General features: G+C 72.2%; 25 protein-coding genes. 16 read left to right on the top strand and 9 right to left on the bottom strand.

The genetic code is table 11. From position 1 onward, the window contains the following. Positions 1–39: 39 nt before the first annotated feature. Together HCJ94_RS14050 and HCJ94_RS14045 are read left to right on the top strand one after the other, a co-directional pair. Positions 40–285, top strand: a complete 246-nt coding sequence (locus HCJ94_RS14050) for a hypothetical protein (RefSeq protein ID WP_373684294.1) — start codon at positions 40–42, stop codon at positions 283–285. Positions 286–354: 69 nt separating this feature from the next. Beyond that, positions 355–561, top strand: a complete 207-nt coding sequence (locus HCJ94_RS14045) for a hypothetical protein (protein ID WP_168001459.1) — start codon at positions 355–357, stop codon at positions 559–561. A 53-nt stretch (positions 562–614) separates the two neighbouring features. On the opposite strand, the gene HCJ94_RS14040 is transcribed toward HCJ94_RS14045, so the two are convergent. The 3 genes from HCJ94_RS14040 to HCJ94_RS14030 all read right to left on the bottom strand — a co-directional run bounded on the left by HCJ94_RS14040 (position 615) and on the right by HCJ94_RS14030 (position 1,903). Further along, a complete protein-coding gene (locus HCJ94_RS14040) occupies positions 615–1,145 on the bottom strand; it encodes a DUF1360 domain-containing protein (RefSeq protein ID WP_168001458.1) in 531 nt (176 codons plus the stop codon). 117 nt (positions 1,146–1,262) lie between these two features. Then, entirely contained in the window at positions 1,263–1,583 is a 321-nt protein-coding gene (locus HCJ94_RS14035; RefSeq protein WP_168001457.1) for a hypothetical protein, read from the bottom strand. Further along, positions 1,583–1,903 (bottom strand): DUF6158 family protein, encoded by a 321-nt coding sequence (locus tag HCJ94_RS14030; protein ID WP_168001456.1) that lies wholly within the window; start codon positions 1,901–1,903, stop codon positions 1,583–1,585. Before HCJ94_RS14030 ends, HCJ94_RS14035 begins: the two co-directional genes overlap by 1 nt. A 123-nt stretch (positions 1,904–2,026) precedes the next feature. Between HCJ94_RS14030 and HCJ94_RS14025 the strand changes: the two genes are divergently transcribed. Further along, the gene (locus HCJ94_RS14025; protein WP_168001455.1) at positions 2,027–2,455 is read left to right on the top strand and encodes a hypothetical protein; all 429 of its coding nucleotides are present in this window, start codon (positions 2,027–2,029) and stop codon (positions 2,453–2,455) included. A gap of 25 nt (positions 2,456–2,480) precedes the next feature. After that, positions 2,481–2,819: a DUF3817 domain-containing protein gene (locus HCJ94_RS14020; RefSeq protein ID WP_168001454.1), complete on the top strand. Its 339-nt coding sequence runs from the start codon at positions 2,481–2,483 to the stop codon at positions 2,817–2,819. 4 nt (positions 2,820–2,823) lie between these two features. Here HCJ94_RS14020 and HCJ94_RS14015 read toward each other — a convergent pair whose 3' ends face one another. Continuing rightward, entirely contained in the window at positions 2,824–3,351 is a 528-nt protein-coding gene (locus HCJ94_RS14015) for a DUF6232 family protein (protein ID WP_168001453.1), read from the bottom strand. Positions 3,352–3,837: 486 nt separating this feature from the next. Between HCJ94_RS14015 and HCJ94_RS14010 the strand changes: the two genes are divergently transcribed. Then, a complete protein-coding gene (locus HCJ94_RS14010) occupies positions 3,838–4,809 on the top strand; it encodes a C40 family peptidase (RefSeq protein ID WP_168001452.1) in 972 nt (323 codons plus the stop codon). Positions 4,810–4,938: 129 nt separating this feature from the next. Here HCJ94_RS14010 and HCJ94_RS14005 read toward each other — a convergent pair whose 3' ends face one another. The 3 genes from HCJ94_RS14005 to HCJ94_RS13995 all read right to left on the bottom strand — a co-directional run bounded on the left by HCJ94_RS14005 (position 4,939) and on the right by HCJ94_RS13995 (position 8,200). Next, on the bottom strand, positions 4,939–5,928 hold the full coding sequence (locus HCJ94_RS14005; protein ID WP_205801242.1) for a sigma-70 family RNA polymerase sigma factor: 990 nt from the start codon (positions 5,926–5,928) through the stop codon (positions 4,939–4,941). A gap of 416 nt (positions 5,929–6,344) precedes the next feature. Further along, positions 6,345–7,289 (bottom strand): N-acetylmuramic acid 6-phosphate etherase, encoded by a 945-nt coding sequence (murQ, locus tag HCJ94_RS14000; RefSeq protein ID WP_168001451.1) that lies wholly within the window; start codon positions 7,287–7,289, stop codon positions 6,345–6,347. Continuing rightward, positions 7,286–8,200, bottom strand: coding sequence for a MurR/RpiR family transcriptional regulator (locus tag HCJ94_RS13995; protein ID WP_168001450.1), 915 nt, complete (start codon positions 8,198–8,200; stop codon positions 7,286–7,288). Before HCJ94_RS13995 ends, murQ begins: the two co-directional genes overlap by 4 nt. A gap of 285 nt (positions 8,201–8,485) precedes the next feature. Between HCJ94_RS13995 and HCJ94_RS13990 the strand changes: the two genes are divergently transcribed. Then, positions 8,486–9,178: an SDR family NAD(P)-dependent oxidoreductase gene (locus HCJ94_RS13990; protein ID WP_168001449.1), complete on the top strand. Its 693-nt coding sequence runs from the start codon at positions 8,486–8,488 to the stop codon at positions 9,176–9,178. 7 nt (positions 9,179–9,185) lie between these two features. On the opposite strand, the gene HCJ94_RS13985 is transcribed toward HCJ94_RS13990, so the two are convergent. After that, positions 9,186–9,911 carry a dTMP kinase gene (locus tag HCJ94_RS13985; RefSeq protein ID WP_168001448.1) on the bottom strand — a complete coding sequence of 242 codons (726 nt, stop codon included), beginning with the start codon at positions 9,909–9,911 and terminating at the stop codon, positions 9,186–9,188. Between the two features lie 157 nt (positions 9,912–10,068). On the opposite strand from HCJ94_RS13985, the gene HCJ94_RS13980 reads away from it, so the two are divergent. The 10 genes from HCJ94_RS13980 to HCJ94_RS13935 all read left to right on the top strand — a co-directional run bounded on the left by HCJ94_RS13980 (position 10,069) and on the right by HCJ94_RS13935 (position 18,947). Then, positions 10,069–10,653: a nucleotidyltransferase gene (locus HCJ94_RS13980; RefSeq protein ID WP_168001447.1), complete on the top strand. Its 585-nt coding sequence runs from the start codon at positions 10,069–10,071 to the stop codon at positions 10,651–10,653. After that, positions 10,650–10,925 carry a hypothetical protein gene (locus HCJ94_RS13975; protein ID WP_168001446.1) on the top strand — a complete coding sequence of 92 codons (276 nt, stop codon included), beginning with the start codon at positions 10,650–10,652 and terminating at the stop codon, positions 10,923–10,925. The genes HCJ94_RS13980 and HCJ94_RS13975 overlap by 4 nt, the downstream gene beginning before the upstream one ends. A 10-nt stretch (positions 10,926–10,935) precedes the next feature. Next, positions 10,936–11,700, top strand: a complete 765-nt coding sequence (locus HCJ94_RS13970; protein WP_168001445.1) for a metallophosphoesterase family protein — start codon at positions 10,936–10,938, stop codon at positions 11,698–11,700. 2 nt (positions 11,701–11,702) lie between these two features. Further along, positions 11,703–11,846 (top strand): GPGG-motif small membrane protein, encoded by a 144-nt coding sequence (locus HCJ94_RS13965; protein WP_168001444.1) that lies wholly within the window; start codon positions 11,703–11,705, stop codon positions 11,844–11,846. A 175-nt stretch (positions 11,847–12,021) separates the two neighbouring features. Beyond that, positions 12,022–12,516: a TspO/MBR family protein gene (locus HCJ94_RS13960; RefSeq protein ID WP_168001443.1), complete on the top strand. Its 495-nt coding sequence runs from the start codon at positions 12,022–12,024 to the stop codon at positions 12,514–12,516. Positions 12,517–12,704: 188 nt separating this feature from the next. Continuing rightward, a complete protein-coding gene (locus HCJ94_RS13955; protein WP_168001442.1) occupies positions 12,705–14,051 on the top strand; it encodes an ABC transporter substrate-binding protein in 1,347 nt (448 codons plus the stop codon). 70 nt (positions 14,052–14,121) lie between these two features. Further along, entirely contained in the window at positions 14,122–15,171 is a 1,050-nt protein-coding gene (locus HCJ94_RS13950; protein ID WP_168001441.1) for a carbohydrate ABC transporter permease, read from the top strand. A gap of 1 nt (position 15,172) precedes the next feature. After that, entirely contained in the window at positions 15,173–16,138 is a 966-nt protein-coding gene (locus HCJ94_RS13945) for a carbohydrate ABC transporter permease (RefSeq protein ID WP_168001440.1), read from the top strand. Positions 16,139–16,192: 54 nt separating this feature from the next. Further along, positions 16,193–17,230 (top strand): LacI family DNA-binding transcriptional regulator, encoded by a 1,038-nt coding sequence (locus tag HCJ94_RS13940; RefSeq protein WP_168001439.1) that lies wholly within the window; start codon positions 16,193–16,195, stop codon positions 17,228–17,230. A gap of 43 nt (positions 17,231–17,273) precedes the next feature. Continuing rightward, positions 17,274–18,947 (top strand): glycoside hydrolase family 13 protein, encoded by a 1,674-nt coding sequence (locus HCJ94_RS13935; protein ID WP_205801258.1) that lies wholly within the window; start codon positions 17,274–17,276, stop codon positions 18,945–18,947. 54 nt (positions 18,948–19,001) lie between these two features. Here HCJ94_RS13935 and HCJ94_RS13930 read toward each other — a convergent pair whose 3' ends face one another. Then, positions 19,002–20,426 (bottom strand): MFS transporter, encoded by a 1,425-nt coding sequence (locus HCJ94_RS13930; RefSeq protein WP_168001438.1) that lies wholly within the window; start codon positions 20,424–20,426, stop codon positions 19,002–19,004. Positions 20,427–20,467 lie beyond the last annotated feature (41 nt).

The raw sequence follows: 20,467 nt of genomic DNA, 5'->3' as shown, positions 1-20,467 counted from the left end.
GGGTGGGTGGGGGCGTTTGGGGGGAACGGCGGCGGGTAGGTGGGCGGCGTGACCGATAACCCACCTGTGACCGAGGCAGCGGGCACCGAGTCGGCCGTCCGGCGCCTCGACGACCTGCTCGAGGACCTCTACCGCGGTCAGGAGCGGATCAGCCAGAGCGACATCTACCGGCGGGCCGTCGCCGCGGAGCTGCCGGCGGAGCTGCTCACCCGGATCGCGGCGCTGCCCCAGGGCGAGTACTCCGTCGACGAGGCGGCCGACCTCCTCGGCGGTTCGGTCACCTGACGCGGGGCCCGCTCCCCGTCCGGGCGGGACCGCACCCCCAGCCCCCAGCTCGACGCGAAGGAGACCGACATGTCCCACCACGAGGAGCAGCACGAGGAGCGCCACGAGAAGCTCGCGGCACTCGGCCAACCGGCGGGCGGCCGGGACACGCTGCCCGAGCCGGACTTCGCCCGGGAACACGACGCGACGGCGGTCGACCGGAACATCATCACCGGCGAGGACGCCGACGAGCGCGAGGAGGAGTCCCCGCGGGGTTGGTCCGGCGAGGAGAGCTGACGGTAAACGTGGAAAGGGGGCCCGCGCTGGCGCGCCGGCCCCCTTTCGCGTACTCAGTCCTCGTCGTCGCCCTCGGCGGCCTGCTGCGCCACGGCGTACGCCATCTGGAGGAAGTCGGACGCCGCCACGGCGGTGAGCGCGGTGGCGACGAGGCGGGTCAGCCGGGGCGCCAGCACCAGCCCGCCGGTCAGCCCGGTCGCCACCCACACGGCCAGACAGAACGGGCAGCTCAACAGCTCCCCAATCGCGTGCCGGGTCGGGCTGCCCGAGTCGCGGACCTCCTCCATCACCTCGCCGCTGCCGATCGGCCGCTCGTACCGCGTGAACGGCGCCCGCAGCGGGCTCGTCACCGCGTCCTTCGCCAGCAGCCGGCTGAGCTTGTGCGTGGCGATGGACAGCAGCACCACGTCGGAGGGCGCCGGACGCTCCGGCACCTGCCGGCCGGTGCCCTTCACCACCGCCGCGATCGCCGCGGCCACCCCGGTGTACGTGCCCATTGCCACGAGATAGCCGCCAAGCGGTCGGTGCTCGTGCGGCGCGTACGCCCGGCGCAGTCGCGCCACCTTCTCATTCAGGTCGGTCACCCGGTCTCCCTCGGTACTGGTTTTCGCGGACCGGCGCCGCCGGCCCGCACTGGCGCCGGTCGGCTCCGGGGCCGGCCGGCGCGGGGCACCGGCTGAGCCGGTCTGGGACCGGCTGTCTCAGCCGGCCTGGAGGTTGTCCGCCACTTCGCGGGCGAGGCTCGCCAGGGCCTCGTCGGCCAGCCGGTCGGCGGCGGCGCCACCGGTCAGGTCGAGCCGGGTCCGGGCGCCACCGGCGTCGGCCGGATCAACCCGGAGCTCGGCGGTCCAGTCCCCGGCGGCCCGCCAGCGGGCCGTCAACTCCTCCTCGCTGACGTGCTCGGCCGGCGTCCCGTCGCCGCGCAGCGGCTCGGGGAGCCACGCCGACGCCCGGGCCGGGTCGGTGGCCGTGTTGAACACCACCTCCGGCGGCGCCGACATCCCCCGCTCGGCGGACGCCATCAGGCGTCCCTCAGCCGGCTCGGGTCGACCTCCCGCCCCGGGTGCCGGGCCAGGTACTCGGTCTCCAGCTCGGCCGTACGCCGCAGGTGGTGCGCGAGCGCCGAGTCGGTGGCGTGGCGCAGGGTGTCGAGCCGGGTGCGGTGCAGGCTCTGCATCTCGCGGATCAGGTCGTCGTCGCCGAGCTCGGCGGGGTCGATTCCGAGCAGCTCACCGTCGGTGTCCACGTCACCGCTGGCCATGTCGTGCACATGGTCCCCGTCCCACTCGGGCATCCGCTGCTCCGGGCTCGGGAAATCGTCCTGTCGTACGGATCCGGTCATCGTCGCCCCCCTGGTCTGGTTTGGGCTGGCGTCTAGACGGTTGCCCACACCGGGTGTCACCAAACCCGCCCCGACTACGACACCGCGTCGGAGACCGTCTCCCGCCCCGGTACCCTCGATGCCATGAAGCGGCTCTGGTCCCCGGCGTGGATCGTGCGCCACGTGGCCATGGTCGTGCTGGTCGGGGCCTTCCTCGGCCTGGGGTGGTGGCAGCTCAGCCGCGCGGCCGGCGGCAACGCGATCAGCTGGGGCTACGCCGTGGAGTGGCCGGTCTTCGCCGGCTTCGTGGTCTTCGTCTGGTGGCGGGAGGTCCGGCACGCGCTGCGTGACCCCGCCGGGCCGTCCGACGATCCGGCGGCCGCCGCCGACCCGCGACCGGCCGGGGATTCCCCGGCCGCCGCGACGCGTCCGGCGGTACGCCGACCCGTGCGGGTCACCCGCACCGCGGCTCCCGTGCCGGGCGGCGAGGACGCGGACCTCGCCGCGTACAACCGCTACCTGCGATGGTTGAACGACAACCCGGGCGCCCGGCCCGGCGACTACCCCGGCTGACGCCGGGTCGGAAGGACGGACGACGGTGGGCGCAGCCCTGACCCGGTACCGCGTGATCGCCTGGATCGTCGGCGTGGCGCTGATCCTGCTGGTGGTGATCGGCATGCCGCTGAAGTACGGCTTCGACAACCCGGTCGTGGTGGAGACGGTGGGCCAGGCCCACGGCTTCCTCTACATGGTCTACCTGGTGGCCACGTTCGACCTGGCCCGGCGGGCGGGCTGGCCGCTGAAGCGCATGATCCTCGTGATGCTGGCCGGCACCGTGCCGTTCGTCTCGTTCTTCGCCGAGCGGCGGGTGAGCACCTGGGTGACCGAGCGCTCCGAGACGACCCCGGAGCCGGTCGCCGGCGCGCCCACCCGCTGACCGGTCAGCGCGCCGGCCGCCACGGGTCGACGGAGGCGAGTGGGTCCTCCCAGCCGCCGTACCGGTTCATCTCCACGGCCCGGCGCAGCGCGCGGGTGACCTGTCCGAACTGCCGCTCGTCGTCGCTGGAGAAGAGCAGTTCGTCGACGCCCCGGCGCCGGCCCCACAGCTCGTACGCAGGCGGCCGCCACCGGTCGCCCGCGAGCGCCAGCAGCACCGGCAGCAGGAACACCGCCCCCAGGGTCAGGTACGCCCCGGCGGTGAGCCGGTGCAGGCCGCCGGTGAAGCCCAGGAGCAGCCCGACACCGGTGACCATTCCGCCGGTGACGACGACGGCCCGGACGGCGACGCGGTCGTGCGGCCCGCGCGTGGTGTGCAGGTGGGTGAGTTCGGCCACCGGCCAGCTGCTGCGGCCGACGGTGAACCGGTCGACGGTGACGACGATCCCGGGCCGGGCGTAGAGCAGCCTGGAACGCGGCCGGCTGGCGCTGGTCGGTGACGACTTCGGTCGTGTGGTGGTGTTCGGGTCCACGGCTGTCCTCCCGCGGCTCGGGGCCGGGTCGGTGACACCCGCCGTGGGCGGTATTGCCGGTCGGCGGGACTCCCGGTTCCGGGCCCCATTGTGTGGCCCCTCCGCCAGGAGCCGGATCGATTTGTCGGGGCCCTGGTCGTCCCCGAGGAGGGCCGCCGCCGGATAGAGACCGGCAAGTCCGGCTTGTCGGGCATAGCGCGCCACGCACCGACAGCATCCGCCTAGAACGACGAAGACGGCACATCCGGCCGACAGGACAAGTCGTCCGACCCGTCCCGCGCGTCAACCACGTTCCGTCACGACACTCACGTTCACTTACTGCTGTTTCGCAACATTCGCCCCTGCTTCCACTGCGGACGACTCCTGCCCCGGGTTACCTTGTCCGGGCCGGCCCTGTCGACCGCCGTCCACCCGGACGGCACGGGTCCGGCACCGCCGGGGGCCTCAGCACACCCTTGGTGGTGGTGGGAGAGGAGCCTCACGCTCTTGTCGTCCATCCGGAAAGCGCTGCGCGCCCTCGCGGTCGCGGTGGTGTCGGCCGCACTGGTCGCACCGGCCGTGCCCGCCCGGGCCGAACCGACCCCCGCCGAGTTGACCCGGCGGATCGAGAGGGCCTCCGCGGAACTGGAACGCGTCGTGGAGGCGTACAACGCCCTCGCCGAGCAGATCAAGGCGAACAAGGAGACGGTGGCCCGATTACAGGAGCGGATCGGGCCGCTGCAACAGCAGGCGGAGCAGAGCCGCGCCGCCGTCAGCGAGCTCGCCGTGACCGCGTACAAGACCGGCGACATCGGCACCGCGGCCGCGCTGCTGCGCCCGGGTGACGCCTCGTCGCTGGTGGACCGGCTCGCCACCGTCGGTCACCTGACCCGTGAGCGGCAGCAACGGATCGCCGCGTTCACCAACGACCAGCGCCGCCTGGTCGAGGAGAAGACCCGCCTGGACGTCACGCTGGAACGGCAGGCGGCACAGGCACGGGAGCTGACCAACGCCCGCAAGCGGATCGAGCGCGACCTGGCGTCGCTGTACGAGCTGCGCCGGCAGGCCTACGGGCGGGCCACCGAGGCTCCGGCGGCACGCCGGGACAGCGCACAGCAGGCACCGGCGATCGCCGGGTCCGCCGGTGTCGCGGTCCGCTACGCGTACGGCGCGCTGGGCAAGCCGTACCAGTGGGGCGCGGACGGCCCCGACGGGTACGACTGCTCGGGGCTGACCTCGGCGGCCTGGCGCGCGGCCGGAAAGTCGTTGCCGCACAACACCCGGATGCAGTGGGGCGTGGTGGCGCACATCAGCCGCGCCGAGCTCCGCCCCGGTGACCTGGTCTTCTACCAGGGTCTCGGCCACATGGCCCTGTACGTCGGCGGTGGCCAGATCATCGACGCGCCCAGCGCCGGCCGCAACGTGCTCAAGCGCGACATGGACATCATGCCGATCGCGGGCTACGGCCGGGTCCGCTGATCCCGTCCCGGTACGAGGAACGGCCGGCGTCCCCCTATCGGACGCCGGCCGTTCCTCGTCATTCCTATCAGTTCACCCCTGGTCTGGAGCCCTCCGGCCCAGCTCAGGCGGCCTGGGAGCCGCTCGGCCTCAGGCGGCCTGGAGCCCCTCGGCCCGGGCCAGCTCGCGCAGCCGGCCGAGAGCCTGGATCTCCAGCTGCCGGATCCGCTCCCGGGAGAGCGAGAACCGCGAGGCCACCTCGGTGAGCGAGTGCTCCCGGCCGTCCTCGAGCCCGTACCGCGCCCGCATGATGCCGGCCGACCGGTCGTCGAGGTGGTTGAGCAGGCCCTCGATGCGCTGCCGCTCCAGCCCGGTGAGGACGATCTCCTCCGGCGACGGTGCGTCGCTGTCGGCCACCAGGTCACCGAGGTTGGTGTCGCCGTCGTCGCCGACCGGCGTGTCCAGCGACACGGTGTCCTGCGACCAGCGCACCAGCTCGTTGACCCGCTCGACGGTGACGCCGAGCGCCGCCGCGATCTGCTCCGGCTCCGGGTCGCTGCCCAGCTCGCGGGTGAGCTGCCGGGCCACGTTGCGCATCCGGTTGACGTCCTCCACCAGGTGCACCGGCAGGCGCACGGTGCGCTCCTGCTGGGCGATCGCCCGGCTGATGGCCTGGCGGATCCACCAGGTCGCGTAGGTGGAGAACTTGAAGCCGCGCTCGTAGTCGAACTTCTCGACGGCCCGGACCAGACCGGTGTTGCCCTCCTGGATCAGATCCAGCATGGGCATCCCGGAGCGGACGTACCGCCGGGCGATCGATACGACCAGCCGCAGGTTGGCCCGGATGAACAGGTCCTTGGCCCGCTCACCCTCGGCGACCACCCGCTCGAGTTCCTCCCGCTCGACACCGGCCGGGACGCGGTCCTCGTCGAGCAGGTGCTCGGCGTAGAGGCCGGCCTCGATCGCCTTGGAGAGGTCGACCTCGGTGGCGGCGTCCAGCAGCGGCGTCCGGGAGATCTCGTGAAGGTAGACGCCGACCAGGTCGCGCTCCTCGGCGACCTCGTCGGTCCGCATGCCGATGTTCTTGTCCACGTTGCCCACGGTCCCCTCGCTCGCGCCGGTTGCCCGGTTCCTTGCCATCGCCACGTCCGTCAGCTCCCTCCCCGTAACTTCCGCTGTGCCCGTCGGTGCTGACACCTACACAACAGATGAGACGCGTCGGGGATTCCATGTCGTGAGTCGAAAGTGTCACGAATGCCTGATAATCAGCTGAGAGCACGGTCCATGTTTGCTGTCAGCACCCCATGTGCCGGCTCTCTGGCGGGCACCACGTACGGGCTGGTGGATCGACGGTTCACCGTCCCCCTGTGTCCATGGCAGCACTGCCCGGCCCAGGGGCACAGCGACCCGGGTCACCACCGAGCTGCGATCCTGGTCACTGCCAGATACGCGTCGGTGGACCGGTCGGTTCATCCACGCCCGTGGTAATACCCCACGCCCCGATGAACAATCCGGAGGGCGGATCTATGCCCGGGGCCCCGCGGGCCGGCGCGGGGTCAGGACGCGAGCAGCGCGAGGGCGTCGCGGACGTGGCGCTCGGAGCGGGCGAGAGCGGCCCGGGCGGCGTTGACGCCCGCCCCGGACACGAGGGAGACCAGGGCGGTCTTCAGGTCACCGTCGGCCTCGTGCAGCGCCCGCCGGGAGATCTCCTCGCTGCACCCGGTGGCCTCCATCAGGATCGAGATCATCCGGCCCCGGAGTTTGGCGTTGGTCGCCACCATGTCGATCATGAGGTTCGAGTAGACCCGGCCCAGACGGACCATCACCGCCGTCGAGAACGTGTTCAACACCAGCTTCTGCGCGGTGCCCGCCTTCATCCGGGTCGACCCGGTGACCACCTCGGGTCCGGTGTCCACCCCGATGAACACGTCCACCGACCGGGCGGCCTCGGCCTTCGGGTTCGCGCACAGCAGCACGGTCGAGGCCCCCTTGGCCCGCGCCGCGGCGAGCGCACCCAGCACGTACGGGGTGCGCCCGCTCGCGGCGAGCCCGACCACGACGTCACCGGCGTCGACACATTCGGCCGCCTCGGCCGCGCCGCCCCGGTCGTCGTCCTCGGCGTTCTCCACGGCCCGCCACATCGCGTCCGTCCCGCCGGCGAGGTGCGCGCAGAACCAGTGCCGGGGCGAGTTGAAGGTCGGTGCGAGCTCCGCCACGTCGAGCACGCCGAGGCGGCCCGAGGTCCCGGCACCGAAGTAGTGCACCCGGCGGCCGGCACGCAGCGCGGCCACCGCCAGATCCACGGTGGTGGCGATCCGGTCGAGGACGGCGGCGACCGCCGACGGCACCCGCCGGTCGGCCTCGTTGATCACCGTGAGGACGTCCCGGGTCGACATGAGGTCGAGGTCGACACTGCGCGGGTTGCGCCGCTCGGTGGGCGCGCCGACCAGGATCGCCGGCGGCGCCGTATCGGCCACCTCGTCCGGCTCCACCGCGGTCATGCCCGCCTCCGGGCCGAGCCGACCCGGTGCGACTGGACCGCCTCGGCGGTCACCTCCAGCGCCTTGCGGGCCCGGGCGCGGTTGCGCGCCGCCACCCCGACGAAGAGGCAGTCGACGACGGTGAGCTGCGCGAGCCGGCTGGCCATGGCACCCGAGCGGTACGTCGTCTCGCGGGCGGCGGTGGTCAGGACGAAGTCGGCGACCTCGGTGATCGGCGAGCGGGGGAAGTTGGTCAGGGCCACCGTGGCGGCACCGCGGGCACGGGCCTGCTCCAGCACCTCGATCACGTCCGACGTGGTGCCGGTGTGCGAGATGCCGACGGCGACGTCGCCGCGCCCGAGCAGCGCCGCCGACGTGAGGGCCGTGTGCACGTCCGGGAAGTAGAAGGCGGTGCGGCCGATGCGGTGCAGCTTCTGCTGGAAGTCGGAGGCGACGAAGCCGCTGGCCCCGGCGCCGTAGACGTCGATGCGGCCGGCGGCGGCGATCGCCTCGACGACCTGCTCGCAGACCGCCGGGTCCAGTTGCTCGGCCGTCTCCTCGACGGCACGGGCGTCGTTGAAGGCGATGGTGGCGATGATCTGCGCCAGGTCGGCCCCGGGCGGGATGTCACCGCCGACGACGCGGGCGTCCGGTGGCTCGACCCGGCGGGCGGCCTCGGCGGCGAGCCGGATCCGCAGCTGCGGGTAGCCGTCCATGCCCACCGACCGGCAGAACCGGATGACGGTCGCCTCGGAGGTCTCGGCGGCGGTGGCGAGGTCGGTGATCGTCCGGCGCGCCGCGTCGGCCGGGTCGGCCACGACCAGCCGGGCGACCCGCTGTTCCGCGGGGGACAGCGACGGCAGGAGCCCGCTGATGTGGACGATCAGTCCACCGGGCTCGTGACTCGCAGAAATCTTCGGACTCTTCGCCACGGATGAAACTTACTTTCATGAAGCGTGAGCGTCAACCATCACCGCTCGTGTCGGGGAAAACACCACCGACCGGTGGACGCCGTTCGCGGCCCAGCGTGCCACGCACCCGGTGCCGGCGCCTCCGCCGGGCGGCCGGGCGGTGTCGCCGGACCGGCCGTCCGACCAGGCCCGGAGGGCGACTCCTCCGGCCGCACAGGCCGGTGGGCCGCCCGGACGGGCGTCGATACGACGGTACCGTCGGGGCCCGGCCCCCGGGACCCCGGGCGGGCCACTAGCGTGTGGCGCATGGCGGATCGGAGTGTGCTGGTCACCGGAGGCACCGGCGGGCTCGGCGGAGCGGTCACCGACGCCTTCGTCGAGGCGGGCTGGCGGGTGGTCGTACCGTCGCGGGAGGCCGCGCCGGGGCCGGACCCGGCGGCCGGCGACGTGGTCCGGCTGACGGCGGACCTGACCGACCCGGTGGAGGTCCGGCACGCGGTCGAGGTCGCGGCCGGCGACGCGGCCGCGCCGCTGCGCGCGGTGGTCAACCTCGTCGGCGGGTACGCGGCCCGCGGCCGGGTGCACGAGACCCCCGTGGCGGAGCTGGAACGCATGCTCACCCTCAATTTGCGCCCGACCTGGCTGGTCACCGCCGCCGCCCTGCCGCACCTGGTGGCCGCCGGCGGCGGTGCCGTGGTCTGCGTCTCGTCCCGCGCGGCGGTCGCCCCGTTCCGCGGTGCGGCGGCCTACGCCACCGCGAAGGCGGCGGTGCTCGCGTTCGCCAACGCGGTGGCGGTGGAGTACCGGCCGGACGGGGTGCGGTGCAACACCGTCCTGCCGAGCGTGATCGACACCCCGGCCAACCGGGCCGCCCAGCCCGACGCCGACCACTCCCGCTGGGTCACGCCGGCCGAGATCGCCCCCGTCGTCCGGTTCCTCGCCTCCCCCGAGTCGGCGCCGACCAGCGGCGCCAGCGTGCCGGTGTACGGCCGCGCCTGAGCCGCCGTCACGCCCGCAGCGGCACCGGCCCACCGTCGGCAGCCCGGGGCGGCACCGGCTCCGCCGGCGTGACCGACCCGGCCGGCGTCGCCCGGCCGGCGGCCGCCAGCCAGCCGTCGAGGTGCCCCCGGATCTGCCGGGCCACCTCGTCGGCGGGGCGGCCCGCGTCCACCAGGACGAACGTCGGGTACTCCGGCAGCGTCCGGTACGCGTGGTCGGCCGCCGTCAGGTAGGCCATGCTCTCGTGGTCGGTGCCGCGCCGCTCGATCCGCCGGTACGCCTCGGCCGGGTCCACCGACAGCAGGAACGTCACCTGCGGCCGGGGGAACATCCGGTAGCCGAGCCGGGCCAGCCGCTCCCAGTGGCGCCCGCCATGTGCCCGGATGCTCGCGTACTGGCAGACGGAGTAGCGGTCCATCACCGCGATCCGGCCGGTCAGCAGGTGACCGAGCAGCGCGGCGGCGATGGCGAGCCAGCGCAGCACGGACTCCGCGGCCAGCAGCCCGGTCCGTCCGAGGAGACGCTGGGCGTCGGCGCGACCGAGCCGCTGCGCCACCCGGCCGAGGAACCGGCGGCCGCCGGCGTTGCGGTGATAGGTGGCGGGGTGACCCGCCGCGGTGAGCGCCTCGGCGAGCCGGTGCGCCTGCGTCGTCTTGCCCGAGCCGTCGATGCCGATCAGGGCGACGGCGCGCAATCGGGCCCTGCCGCGCCGCGCCACCTTCGATCTGGCCACCCTGCCCAGGCTAGCCGACCCACGCTCGCCACTCCGGCGGTATGTCCCGTTTGGGGATGGTTGCTAGCTACCCGCGCGCCTGCCAGGTGTGGCCGACGGCGATGCCGGGTACCCGACTTCGACGCCTTCCCCCTGACCACCACGACGGGAGACACAGATGGCCGAGCGCGGGGACGAGACCCTGTTGCACACCTTGAAGAAGGTCGCCGCCGTGCTCAAGCAGGAAGACATCCCGTTCGCGCTCGGCGGCAGCTTCGCCGTCTACGCCCACGGCGGCCACTCGAGCGAGCACGACGTCGACTTCCTCGTCCGCGAGGTGGACGTCGACCGGGCCCTGGAGGCCCTCGTGGCGGCCGGGTTCACCGCCGAGCGCCCGCCGGAGGACTGGCTGGTCAAGGTCTTCGACGACGGCCGCATGGTCGACCTGATCCACCGCCCCATCGAGACCCCGGTGACCGACGAGACGTTCGGCGACACGGTGGTGCGCCCGGTCGACGCGATCCACATGCCGGTGCTCTCGGCGACGCAGCTGATGGTGCACAAGCTGCTCAGCTTCTCCCAGCACTACTGCGACTTCGCCCGCGGCCTGCCACTGGCCCGCTCCCTGCGGGAGCAGATCGACTGGGAACGGGTACGGAAGGAAACGCAGCACTCGCCGTACGCCGAGGCGTTCCTGGTGCTGCTGGACCGGCTGGAGGTGGTGCCGTACGCCGGCACCCCGGAGGGAAAGGGGACACCGTGACCGAGCATCGCGACGTCGCCACGGGACCACCCGACGAGTACGTGGAGGCGGAGATCCACCGGCTGCTCACCGAGGACCCGGCCGTCGCCGAGCAGGGCATCACCGTGGCCCGCAAGGAGCGCGGTCTCGTGCTGTCCGGCGAGGTGGAGAGCCCGCACCGCCGCGAGGAGATCCTGCGCCGGGTGGCCGAACGCTTCCCGGACGTACGGATCACCAGCGACATCGGGGTCATCCGCGCGCAGGCGCCCACGGAGATCGAGCAACTGCCCTGAGGGAGGCACGATGGTGATCCGGATCGCCGCCGTGGGCGACGTGCATCTGGACGAGGACGTGGTCGGCCGCTTCCGGCCGGCCCTGGAGGAACTGCCCGACTGCGCCGACGCGCTGCTGCTCGCCGGTGACCTGACCCGCCACGGCACCGAGGCCGAGGCGCGGTGCGTGGCACAGGAGTTCGGTGGGCTGGGCGTACCGGTGGTGACCGTGCTCGGCAACCACGACCACCAGTGCGACCAGGTGCCGCAGGTGGTCAAGGTGCTGGAGGACGCCGGGATCACCGTGCTGGAGGGCACCGGCGTGGTCCTGGAGTGCGCGGGCGGGCGGCTCGGGATCGCCGGGGTGAAGGGGTTCGGCGGCGGGTTCGCCGGACGGTGCGCGAGCGACTTCGGGGAACCGGAGATGAAGGCGTTCGTGCGGACGACCACCGACAGCTCGGACGCGCTCGCCGCCGCCCTGCGCTCCCTCGACTGCGACGTGCTGGTGGCGCTCACCCACTACTCCCCGGTTCCGGACACGCTGGCCGGCGAACCGCTGGAGATCTACCCGTTCCTCGGCTGCTACCAGTTGGGGCAGGCCATCGACTCGGCACCCACCGCACTCGCCCTGCACGGGCACGCCCACCACGGGACCGAGCGGGGGACCACGCCCGGCGGCGTCCGCGTCCGCAACGTGGCGCACCCCGTCATCAAGCAGGCGTACAGCGTGTTCCACCTGGGTGATCACCTCGAACCGGGCGAGGTTTCCCGGATCGCTGCCTCGGGTACTCGATGACCATGGAGCTGATTCTCTGGATTCTCGCAGTCGTACTGGTGGTCGCCGGCGTCCTCGCGCTGTTCCGGCGGCAGATTCTCTGGGGCATCGTCCTCATCATCGTCGGGCTGCTGGTCGGGCCGGGTGGTGTCAGCATCTTCAACTGAGACGGCGGCTCGCCGCCGCGCCGCCGGCGCGCCGGCCGACGCCGCCGACCGAGGGACCCGCCGGGGTCGTCGCGACCGGAAGCTCCGTCCTCCCGACAGGAGCAGGCCGGATGCGACGACCCCGGCGCCGTCTGTCCCCGTTTCGACCCGCTCGCCGGAGGAAAATATCTCGACCATGGAGATTTCTCGGAGTGTCCGGCGCACCGGCGGCGCCCGCCAGTGGTGGGCCCTGCTCGGCTTCGGCGCGGCCGTCCTGGTGGCCGCCGCGATCGGCGGCCTGGGCGTACGCGGCACCGCCGCCGAGTACGCGAACCTCGACCAACCCTCCTGGGCCCCGCCGTCCGGGCTGTTCGGGCCGGTCTGGACGGTGCTCTACGCGATGATCGCCCTGGCCGGCTGGCTGGTCTGGCGCCGCGTCGGCTTCGGGCCGGCCGTCTGGGCCTGGACGGCGCAGCTCCTCCTCAACGCCGTCTGGACCCCGCTGTTCTTCGGCGCCGGCCGGTACGGGCTGGCGTTCGCCGAGATCGTGCTCCTGTGGCTGGCGATCGGCGTGACGGTCGCCCTCTTCTGGCCGGTCTCCGGGGCCGCCACTGCGCTGATGCTCCCGTACTGGGCCTGGGTGACCTTCGCCGCAGCGCTGAACCTCGCCATCTGGCAACTCAACAGCTGATCCAGCGCCGGCCACCTGTCGGGGCGGAACGTCCTGGTGACCGGCCGGATCGGCAACACCACAGTTTCCGGATTGTTACTGGGTCGTGTCGTCCCAGGGGTGGCGTGTGCCACATGCAAGCGCTTACATGTGACCACGCCCATCGGACCGGCGCCCGGGACCCAGCGCCGGCAAGGAAGGAGGACGGCATGGCGGTCTTTGCCAGACCACGCCAGGCCTTCGTGATCGCCGGCGTACTGGGGCTGGCGCTCAGCGCCACCGCCTGCGGCACCGGCGGCAACGACAGCGACAGCAAGGCGGACTCTCCGGAGTGTGCGCCGTACGAGAAGTACCAGGGCCACGACGGCAAAGAGGTTTCGATCTACGCCTCGATCCGGGAAGTTGAGGCGGATCTTCTGGAGCAGTCGTGGAAGCAGTTCACCGACTGCACCGGCATCACAATCGACTACGAGGGCAACGCCGAGTTCGAGGCGCAGCTGCCGGTACGGGTGGACGGTGGCAACGCACCGGACATCACCTTCCTCCCGCAGCCGGGCCTGTTGAAGCGGTTCGCCGACGCCGGCAAGCTGAAGGGCGTAGGCGCGGACACGAAGGCGATGGCCGAGCAGAACTACCCGGCCGACTGGCTGAAGTACGCGACCGTCAACGGCACGCTGTACGGTGCCCCGCTGGGCTCCAACGTGAAGTCGTTCGTGTGGTACTCGCCGAAGACGTTCAAGGAGAAGGGCTGGACGGTCCCGACCACCTGGGACCAGCTCATCGCGCTGAGCGACCAGATCGCGGCGAGCGGCACCAAGCCGTGGTGCGCGGGCATCGAATCCGGTGACGCCACCGGTTGGCCCGCCACCGACTGGATCGAAGACCTGATGCTGCGGACGCAGACCCCCGAGGTCTACGACCAGTGGACCAGCCACGGCATCCCGTTCAACGACCCGCGGGTGGCTGAGGCGCTGGACCGGGCCGGCACCATCCTGAAGAACGAGAAGTACGTCAACGGCGGCTTCGGCGGGGTCAAGAGCATCTTGACGACCTCCTTCCAGGAAGGCGGCCAGCCGATCGTCGACGGCAAGTGCGCGCTGCACCGGCAGGCGTCCTTCTACGCCAACCAGTGGCCGAAGAACGCCAAGGTGGCCGAGGACGGCGACGTCTTCGCGTTCTACTTCCCGGCGATCGATCCGGCCAAGGGCAAGCCGGTGCTCGGCGGCGGCGAGTTCGTGGCGGCCTTCACCGACCGGCCGGAGGTCCAGGCGGTGCAGACCTACCTCGCCTCGGGCGAGCACGCCAACAGCCGGGCCAAGCTCGGCAACTGGGTGTCGGCGAACAACAAGCTCGACATCGCCAACGTCGCGAACCCGATCGACAAGCTCTCCGTCCAGATCCTTCAGGACAAGAGCTCGATCTTCCGCTTCGACGGTTCCGACCTGATGCCGGCCGCGGTCGGCGCCGGGACCTTCTGGAAGGGCATGGTCGACTGGATCAACGGCAAGGACACGGCCACGGTGCTCCAGGGCATCGAAGGCAGCTGGCCGAAGTGACCTTCCGACGGTGGGCCGGTCCGCGACGCGGGCCGGCCCACCGTCGGAGCCGAGCCCCGAGGGAGGGTGGATGAACTTCGACTTCGCCGACGAACAGCCGAAGCTCCTGATGCTCATGTACGGGCTGATCGCGTTCGTCGCGGTGGTGGGGGGCCTGCTCCTCCTGCTGGACGTCGTACCGGCCCGGTTCGCCCAGCGCCAGGAGGGGAAGCTCGTCGCCGCGTCCGCGAGCGGCGCACCGCTCCCCCGCCGGCCGAAGCAGCGGGAGTACCTGTTCGGGCTGTTCTTCCTGCTGCCCACCGTGCTGTTGCTGCTGGTCGGGCTGGTGGTGCCGGCGATCCGCACCGTGCTGCTGTCCTTCATGGACTCCAGCAGCACGGACTGGGTCGGCCTTCGCAACTACGTGTGGATGTTCGACGAGGACGCGATCGTCCGGGTGCTGACCAACACGCTGATCTGGGTCATCCTGGTGCCGCTGCTCGCCACGTCGTTCGGGCTGCTCTACGCGGTCATGGTGGACCGGGCCCGGTTCGAGGCCGTCGCCAAGTCGCTGATCTTCATGCCGATGGCGATCTCGATGGTCGGCGCGTCCATCATCTGGCGGTTCGTCTACGCCTACCGTGGCGAGGGCGAACAGCAGATCGGCCTGCTCAACCAGATCGTGGTCAGTCTCGGCGGCACGCCGCAGGCGTGGCTGCAGGAGCCACCGCTCAACACGTTCCTGCTGATCGTCATCATGATCTGGATCCAGGCCGGCTTCGCGATGGTGGTGCTCTCCGCGGCGATCAAGGCGATCCCCGCCGACATCGTCGAGGCCGCCCGCCTGGACGGCGTGACGCCGTGGCAGATGTTCTGGCAGATCACCATGCCGAGCATCCGGCCGGCGGTCATCGTCGTCGTGGTGACGCTGTCGATCGCCACGTTGAAGGTCTTCGACATCGTCCGGACCGCGACGAACGGCAACTACGACACCAGCGTGATCGCCAACGAGATGTACAACCAGGCGTTCCGCTACGGCGAGAACGGCCAGGGCTCCGCGCTGGCGGTCTTCCTGTTCATCCTGGTCGTACCGATCGTGTTCTATCAAATCCGTAACCTGCGCCAGCAGCGGGAGGGCTGAGATGACCACCGCCACGCCCACCGTCGCCGTCGGCACCCAGCAGGTGGAGAAGTCCCCGGGCCGGGCGGCCCGCATCCGGAAACGGCTGAACACGCGCACCGCCACGCTCGTCTCGATCGTCATCGCGCTGCTCTGGACGGTCCCGACCCTCGGCCTGCTGATCTCGTCGATCCGGCCCGAGGACCAGATCAAGACCACCGGTTGGTGGACGTTCTTCAGCGACCCCCAGTTCACGCTGGAGAACTACCAGGAGGTCCTGTTCGGGCGGTCATCGTCGTCCGGGCAACTCGCCAGCTACTTCCTCAACTCGCTGGCGATCACCATTCCCTCGGTGCTGTTCCCGCTCGCCTTCGCGGCGCTGGCCGCGTACGCGCTGGCCTGGATCAACTTCCGGGGCCGGGACTGGATCTACATCGGGATCTTCGCGTTGCAGATCGTCCCGTTGCAGATGGCGCTGGTGCCGCTGCTGAAGTTCTTCTCCACCGGGGTCACCCTGGCCGGCATCACCCTGCTGCCGGCCTGGGATCTCGACGGCTCGCAGAAGTTCGCGCAGGTGTGGTTCGCGCACACCTGCTTCGCGCTCCCCTTCGCCGTGTTCCTGCTGCACAACTTCATCTCGCAGCTGCCCAAGGACCTGATGGAGGCGGCCCGCGTCGACGGTGCCACCCACCCGAAGATCTTCCGCACGATCGTCCTGCCGCTGATCACCCCGGCGCTCGCGGCGTTCGGCATCTTCCAGTTCCTCTGGGTCTGGAACGACCTGCTCGTCGCGCTGATCTTCGCCGGGGGCGGCGACGAGACGGCCCCGCTCACGGTCCGGCTCGCCGAGCTCGCCGGCACCCGGGGCAACGAGTGGCAGCGGCTGACCGCCGGCGCGTTCGTGTCGATGGTCGTACCGCTGATCGTGTTCCTGTCCCTCCAGCGCTACTTCGTACGCGGGCTGCTCGCCGGCAGCGTCAAGGGCTGATCCGCGCTCCCGCCACCGCCGACCGGCGGTGGCGGGAACGGGAGCGGAGAAGGCGTGGCGAAGATCGATGATGTCGCCCGGTTGGCGGGGGTCTCCACGGCCACCGTCTCCCGGGCGCTGCGCGGACTGCCGACGGTCTCAGCGGCGACCCGTCGGCGGGTGCTCGCCGCCGCCGAGCAGTTGCAGTACGCGGTGTCGCCCAGCGCGTCGCGGCTGGCCGGCGGGCGCACCGGCACGGTCGCGGTGGTCGTCCCCCGGATCACCCGCTGGTTCTTCGGTGTCGTCGTCGAAGCGGTCGAGGGTTTCCTCCATCAGGCCGGTTACGACCTGCTGCTGCACAACCTGGGCGGGCGGGAGCGGACCCGCCAGCGGGTGCTGCGCACCGCCGACCTCCACAAGCGCGTGGACGCGATCATGCTCGTGGCCACCCCGCTGCTGGCTCCGGACCTGGCCGCGCTGACCGCGCTGGACCTGCCCGGGGTCACCGTCAGCTCCGGCACGGCGGTGCCGGGCTGGCCGCGCGTACGCATCGACGACGTGGCGGCCGCGCGGACCGCTACCCGGCACCTGCTCGATCTGGGGCACCGGCGGATCGCCCACATCTCCGGCGACCCCGACGACGAGCTCGCCTTCACCACCCACGTGGACCGGCGCCGGGGCTACCAGGAGGCGCTGCGCGCCGCGGGCGTACGCCCGGACCCGAGCCTGGACGTCGAGTCGCGGTTCGACATCGACGGGGGCACCCGGGCCACCGAGGAGCTGCTGCGCCGGGGCGACCCGCCGACCGCCATTCTCGCCGCCTGTGACGAGATGGCCATGGGCGCGCTGACCGCGCTGCGCGACGCCGGCCTGCGGGTGCCGGACGACGTCAGCGTCATCGGCATCGACGACCACGCCCTGGCCGGTGTGCTCGGGTTGACCACCATCGCCCAACCCGCGACGGACCAGGGACTGCTCGCCGCGAAGATCCTGCTCGGCCCGCTGGGCGGCCGGCCGGTCGATACGCTCGGCGTCGGCCCGGCGGACGGCCCGGTGATTCTGCCCACTCGGCTGGTCGTGCGTGAATCGACCGCACCACCACGGGCACACTAACGGCAGACCGCCAGCCCGTACGGCTCGATCATGGGAGAAGGTCCTGAACAGCACACCGACGCATCTGGAGCAGTCCGCCGGCCCGGCCACCGGCTGGTGGACCGAGGCCGTCATCTACCAGATCTACCCGCGCTCCTTCGCCGACTCGAACGGCGACGGGATCGGCGACCTGCCCGGCATCACCGCCCGCCTCGACCACCTGGTGGAGCTCGGCGTGGACGCCGTGTGGCTCTCCCCGTTCTACCCGTCCCCGCAGGCGGACGCCGGGTACGACGTCGCCGACTACCGGGACGTCGACCCGCTGTTCGGCACGCTCGCCGACGCGGACAAGCTGATCACCGAGGCGCGCTCGCGCGGCCTACGGGTCATCGTCGACCTCGTCCCGAACCACACCTCGTCGGCGCACCGGTGGTTCACCGCCGCCCTCGCCGCGGGCCCCGGCAGTCCGGAACGCGACCGGTACGTCTTCCGGGACGGCACGGGCGCGGACGGCGACCAGCCGCCCAACGACTGGCAGAGCGTCTTCGGCGGGCCGGCCTGGACCCGGGTCACCGAGCCCGACGGCCGTCCCGGGCAGTGGTACCTGCACCTGTTCGACCCCGGCCAGCCCGACCTGAACTGGGACAACCCGGACGTGCGGGCGGAGTTCCTCGACGTGCTGCGGTTCTGGCTGGACCGGGGCGTCGACGGGTTCCGCGTGGACGTGGCGCACGGCCTCATCAAGCAGGCCGACCTGGCCGACTGGCAGGAGCCGCAGGAGATCCTCTCCGGCCGGGAGGTCGACAAGCCGCGGCCGCCGATGTGGGACCAGGACGGCGTCCACGAGATCTACCGGGACTGGCGCGCGCTGCTCGACAGCTACCCCGGCGAGCGGATCCTGGTCGCGGAGGCCTGGGTCGAGCCGGCCGAACGGCTGGCCCGGTACGTGCGGCCGGACGAGATGCACCAGGCGTTCAACTTCGAGTACCTGCTCGCCTCGTGGACCGCGCCCGCCCAGTACGCGGTCATCACCCGCTCGCTGGAGGCCACCGACACGGTCGGCGCACCGACGACCTGGGTGCTGTCCAACCACGACGTGGTCCGGCACGCCTCCCGGCTCGGCCTCCCGGTCGGTACCCCGCGACCGCACGGCATCGGCATCGGCGACGAGCAGCCGGACACCGCCCTCGGCCTGCGCCGGGCGCGGGCGGCCACCCTGCTGATGCTGGCCCTGCCCGGCTCGGCGTACCTCTACCAGGGCGAGGAGCTGGGCCTGCCGGAGCACACCACGATGCCGGACGAGGCCCGGCAGGACCCGACCTGGGAGCGCAGCGGGCACACCCTGCGCGGCCGGGACGGCTGCCGGGTGCCCATCCCGTGGGAGGCCGACGCGCCGTCGTACGGCTTCGGGCCGACCGACGCGAGCTGGCTGCCCCAGCCGCCGCTGTGGGCGGAGTTCGCGCTGGACCGGCAGCGCGGGGTGCCCGGCTCGACGTACGAGTTGTACCGCACGGCGCTGCGCCTGCGTCGTGAGCACGGGCTGGGCCGGGGCACGCTGGCGTGGCTCGCGACCGGGGACGAGGTGTTGAGCTTCCGCAACGACGGGCTGACGGTGCTGACGAACTTCGGCCCGGCCGCCGTGCCCGCGCCGGCGGGTGAGCTGGTCGCCACGAGCGCCCCGCTCACCGACGACGGTCTGGTGCCCACCGACGTGACGGTGTGGGTGCGCTCCGCGTGACCGGGTCAGGAGGGGCCCCTTCCACAACGCCCGGCGTTGACAGGGGGCCCCTCCTCACCTCCGGCCGGCGCGGGTGCGCAGCAGGTCCCGCACGTCGGCGATGTCGCGCGGCGACGTCCGCGCCGCCAGCCAGTACATGATCCCGGTGGGCACGAAGAAGAGCTGGAAGGCGGCGAGCCCGACCGCGTAGTTCAGCGGCGGCGGGAAGGCGGCCCGCAGGCCGTGGAAGGCCACCCCGACCAGTCCGTTGCCGGCGGCCCGTCCGACGCCGTTGACCAGGTTGCCCAGGCTGTAGACGGTCCCCCGGTGCTCGGGCGGGTTGACGTCGGCGATCAGCGCGAACCAGTTGGGCGAGTTGGCCGAGGTCAGCGCGAGCGCCAGCAGCGCCGCGAGCAGGCTGAGCCCGACCGTCGGCTCGGTCAGCACGCTGGCCAGCACCGCACGGACCACGGCGCCGCCGCCGGCGCCGTCGGGCACGTCGATGCGGATCGGCACGAAGAAGAGCACCAGGTAGAACGGGAGCGCCGCGAGGATGCCGACCGCCGCGACCAGCGCCCGGCCGGAGGGCGTACGCCGTTGCAGCGCGTCCCCGACCAGCCCGCCGACGATGGAGAAGACGCCGCCGAGCTGGAACAGGGTGGCGAAGACACTGCCGACCACGACCGCCGTGGCGGTCGAGTAGCCCTGCGCCTCGGCCCGCTCGGTGAAGAGCACGGGCAACCACACCAGCGACCCGAACGCGGCCTGCGCGGTGAGCCCCTGGAGGATCAGCCAGCGGTTCGTCCGCCGCCCCAGGATCCTCGGCAGGTCGGCCCGGCTGATCCGGTAGTCGTACTCCGCGCCGCCGGCGAGCACCTCGGCGAGTTCCGGTTCGCTCTGCCCGCGCCGGATGTCGTACGTGAACAGGTACGCCGCGGTGGCGGCGAGGCCGACCACGGTCAGCACCAGGAAGGGCCGCCGCCAGTCGGCCGCGCCGAGCAGGCCGCCCACCAGCGTGCCGGCCAGCGTCCCGACGCCCTGGGAGAGCCCCCAGAAGCTCATCACCAGGCCCCGCCGGCGCGGCGAGATGAGGTCGGTGACCACCGAGAACCCGACCGACCCGACCGCGCCCAGCCCGATCGCCCCGATCAGCTGGGCGGCCAGGAACGTGGGGTACGTCCCGGCGACCGCGCTGCCCCCGGTGCCCACAGCCCAGATCAGGGTGCCGAGCATGAGCAGTGGCTTGCGGTTCGCGCGGTCCCCGACGTACGCCCAGCCGACCGCCGCCACCGCGCTGACCAGGAAGCTGACGGCGGTGACCAGGCCGAGCAGGCGCTCCGGCACCTCGAACGCCTCGGCGATCGAGCCGTACAGCGGGGGAACCAGGCCGATCGCCACGTTGTCCAGCGAGGCGAGCAGCACGAACACCACCACGCTGTAGAACCGGTGCCCCGCGCCGCCGCCCCAGGCGCGTACCGTGCCGTCCCTGGCCACCGTCATGCCCGGCAGCCAATCAGGACGAGATCACGGCCCGGTCACCG

The sequence above is a fragment of the Micromonospora thermarum genome (assembly GCF_012034245.1).
GTDB lineage: Bacteria > Actinomycetota > Actinomycetes > Mycobacteriales > Micromonosporaceae > Micromonospora > Micromonospora thermarum.
Note: the sequence above shows the minus strand (reverse complement) of the source record. Positions and strands in the feature narration are given on the sequence as shown.

Coding starts and splice junctions, on each gene's coding strand:
- HCJ94_RS14045 (WP_168001459.1), top strand. CDS start 355: ATGTCCCACCACGAGGAGCAGCACGAGGAGCGCCACGAGAAGCTCGCG.
- HCJ94_RS14035 (WP_168001457.1), bottom strand. CDS start 1,583: ATGGCGTCCGCCGAGCGGGGGATGTCGGCGCCGCCGGAGGTGGTGTTC.
- HCJ94_RS14030 (WP_168001456.1), bottom strand. CDS start 1,903: ATGACCGGATCCGTACGACAGGACGATTTCCCGAGCCCGGAGCAGCGG.
- HCJ94_RS14025 (WP_168001455.1), top strand. CDS start 2,027: ATGAAGCGGCTCTGGTCCCCGGCGTGGATCGTGCGCCACGTGGCCATG.
- HCJ94_RS14005 (WP_205801242.1), bottom strand. CDS start 5,928: ATGGCAAGGAACCGGGCAACCGGCGCGAGCGAGGGGACCGTGGGCAAC.
- murQ (WP_168001451.1), bottom strand. CDS start 7,289: ATGACCGCGGTGGAGCCGGACGAGGTGGCCGATACGGCGCCGCCGGCG.
- HCJ94_RS13990 (WP_168001449.1), top strand. CDS start 8,486: ATGGCGGATCGGAGTGTGCTGGTCACCGGAGGCACCGGCGGGCTCGGC.
- HCJ94_RS13980 (WP_168001447.1), top strand. CDS start 10,069: ATGGCCGAGCGCGGGGACGAGACCCTGTTGCACACCTTGAAGAAGGTC.
- HCJ94_RS13970 (WP_168001445.1), top strand. CDS start 10,936: ATGGTGATCCGGATCGCCGCCGTGGGCGACGTGCATCTGGACGAGGAC.
- HCJ94_RS13965 (WP_168001444.1), top strand. CDS start 11,703: ATGGAGCTGATTCTCTGGATTCTCGCAGTCGTACTGGTGGTCGCCGGC.
- HCJ94_RS13960 (WP_168001443.1), top strand. CDS start 12,022: ATGGAGATTTCTCGGAGTGTCCGGCGCACCGGCGGCGCCCGCCAGTGG.
- HCJ94_RS13955 (WP_168001442.1), top strand. CDS start 12,705: ATGGCGGTCTTTGCCAGACCACGCCAGGCCTTCGTGATCGCCGGCGTA.
- HCJ94_RS13950 (WP_168001441.1), top strand. CDS start 14,122: ATGAACTTCGACTTCGCCGACGAACAGCCGAAGCTCCTGATGCTCATG.
- HCJ94_RS13945 (WP_168001440.1), top strand. CDS start 15,173: ATGACCACCGCCACGCCCACCGTCGCCGTCGGCACCCAGCAGGTGGAG.
- HCJ94_RS13930 (WP_168001438.1), bottom strand. CDS start 20,426: ATGACGGTGGCCAGGGACGGCACGGTACGCGCCTGGGGCGGCGGCGCG.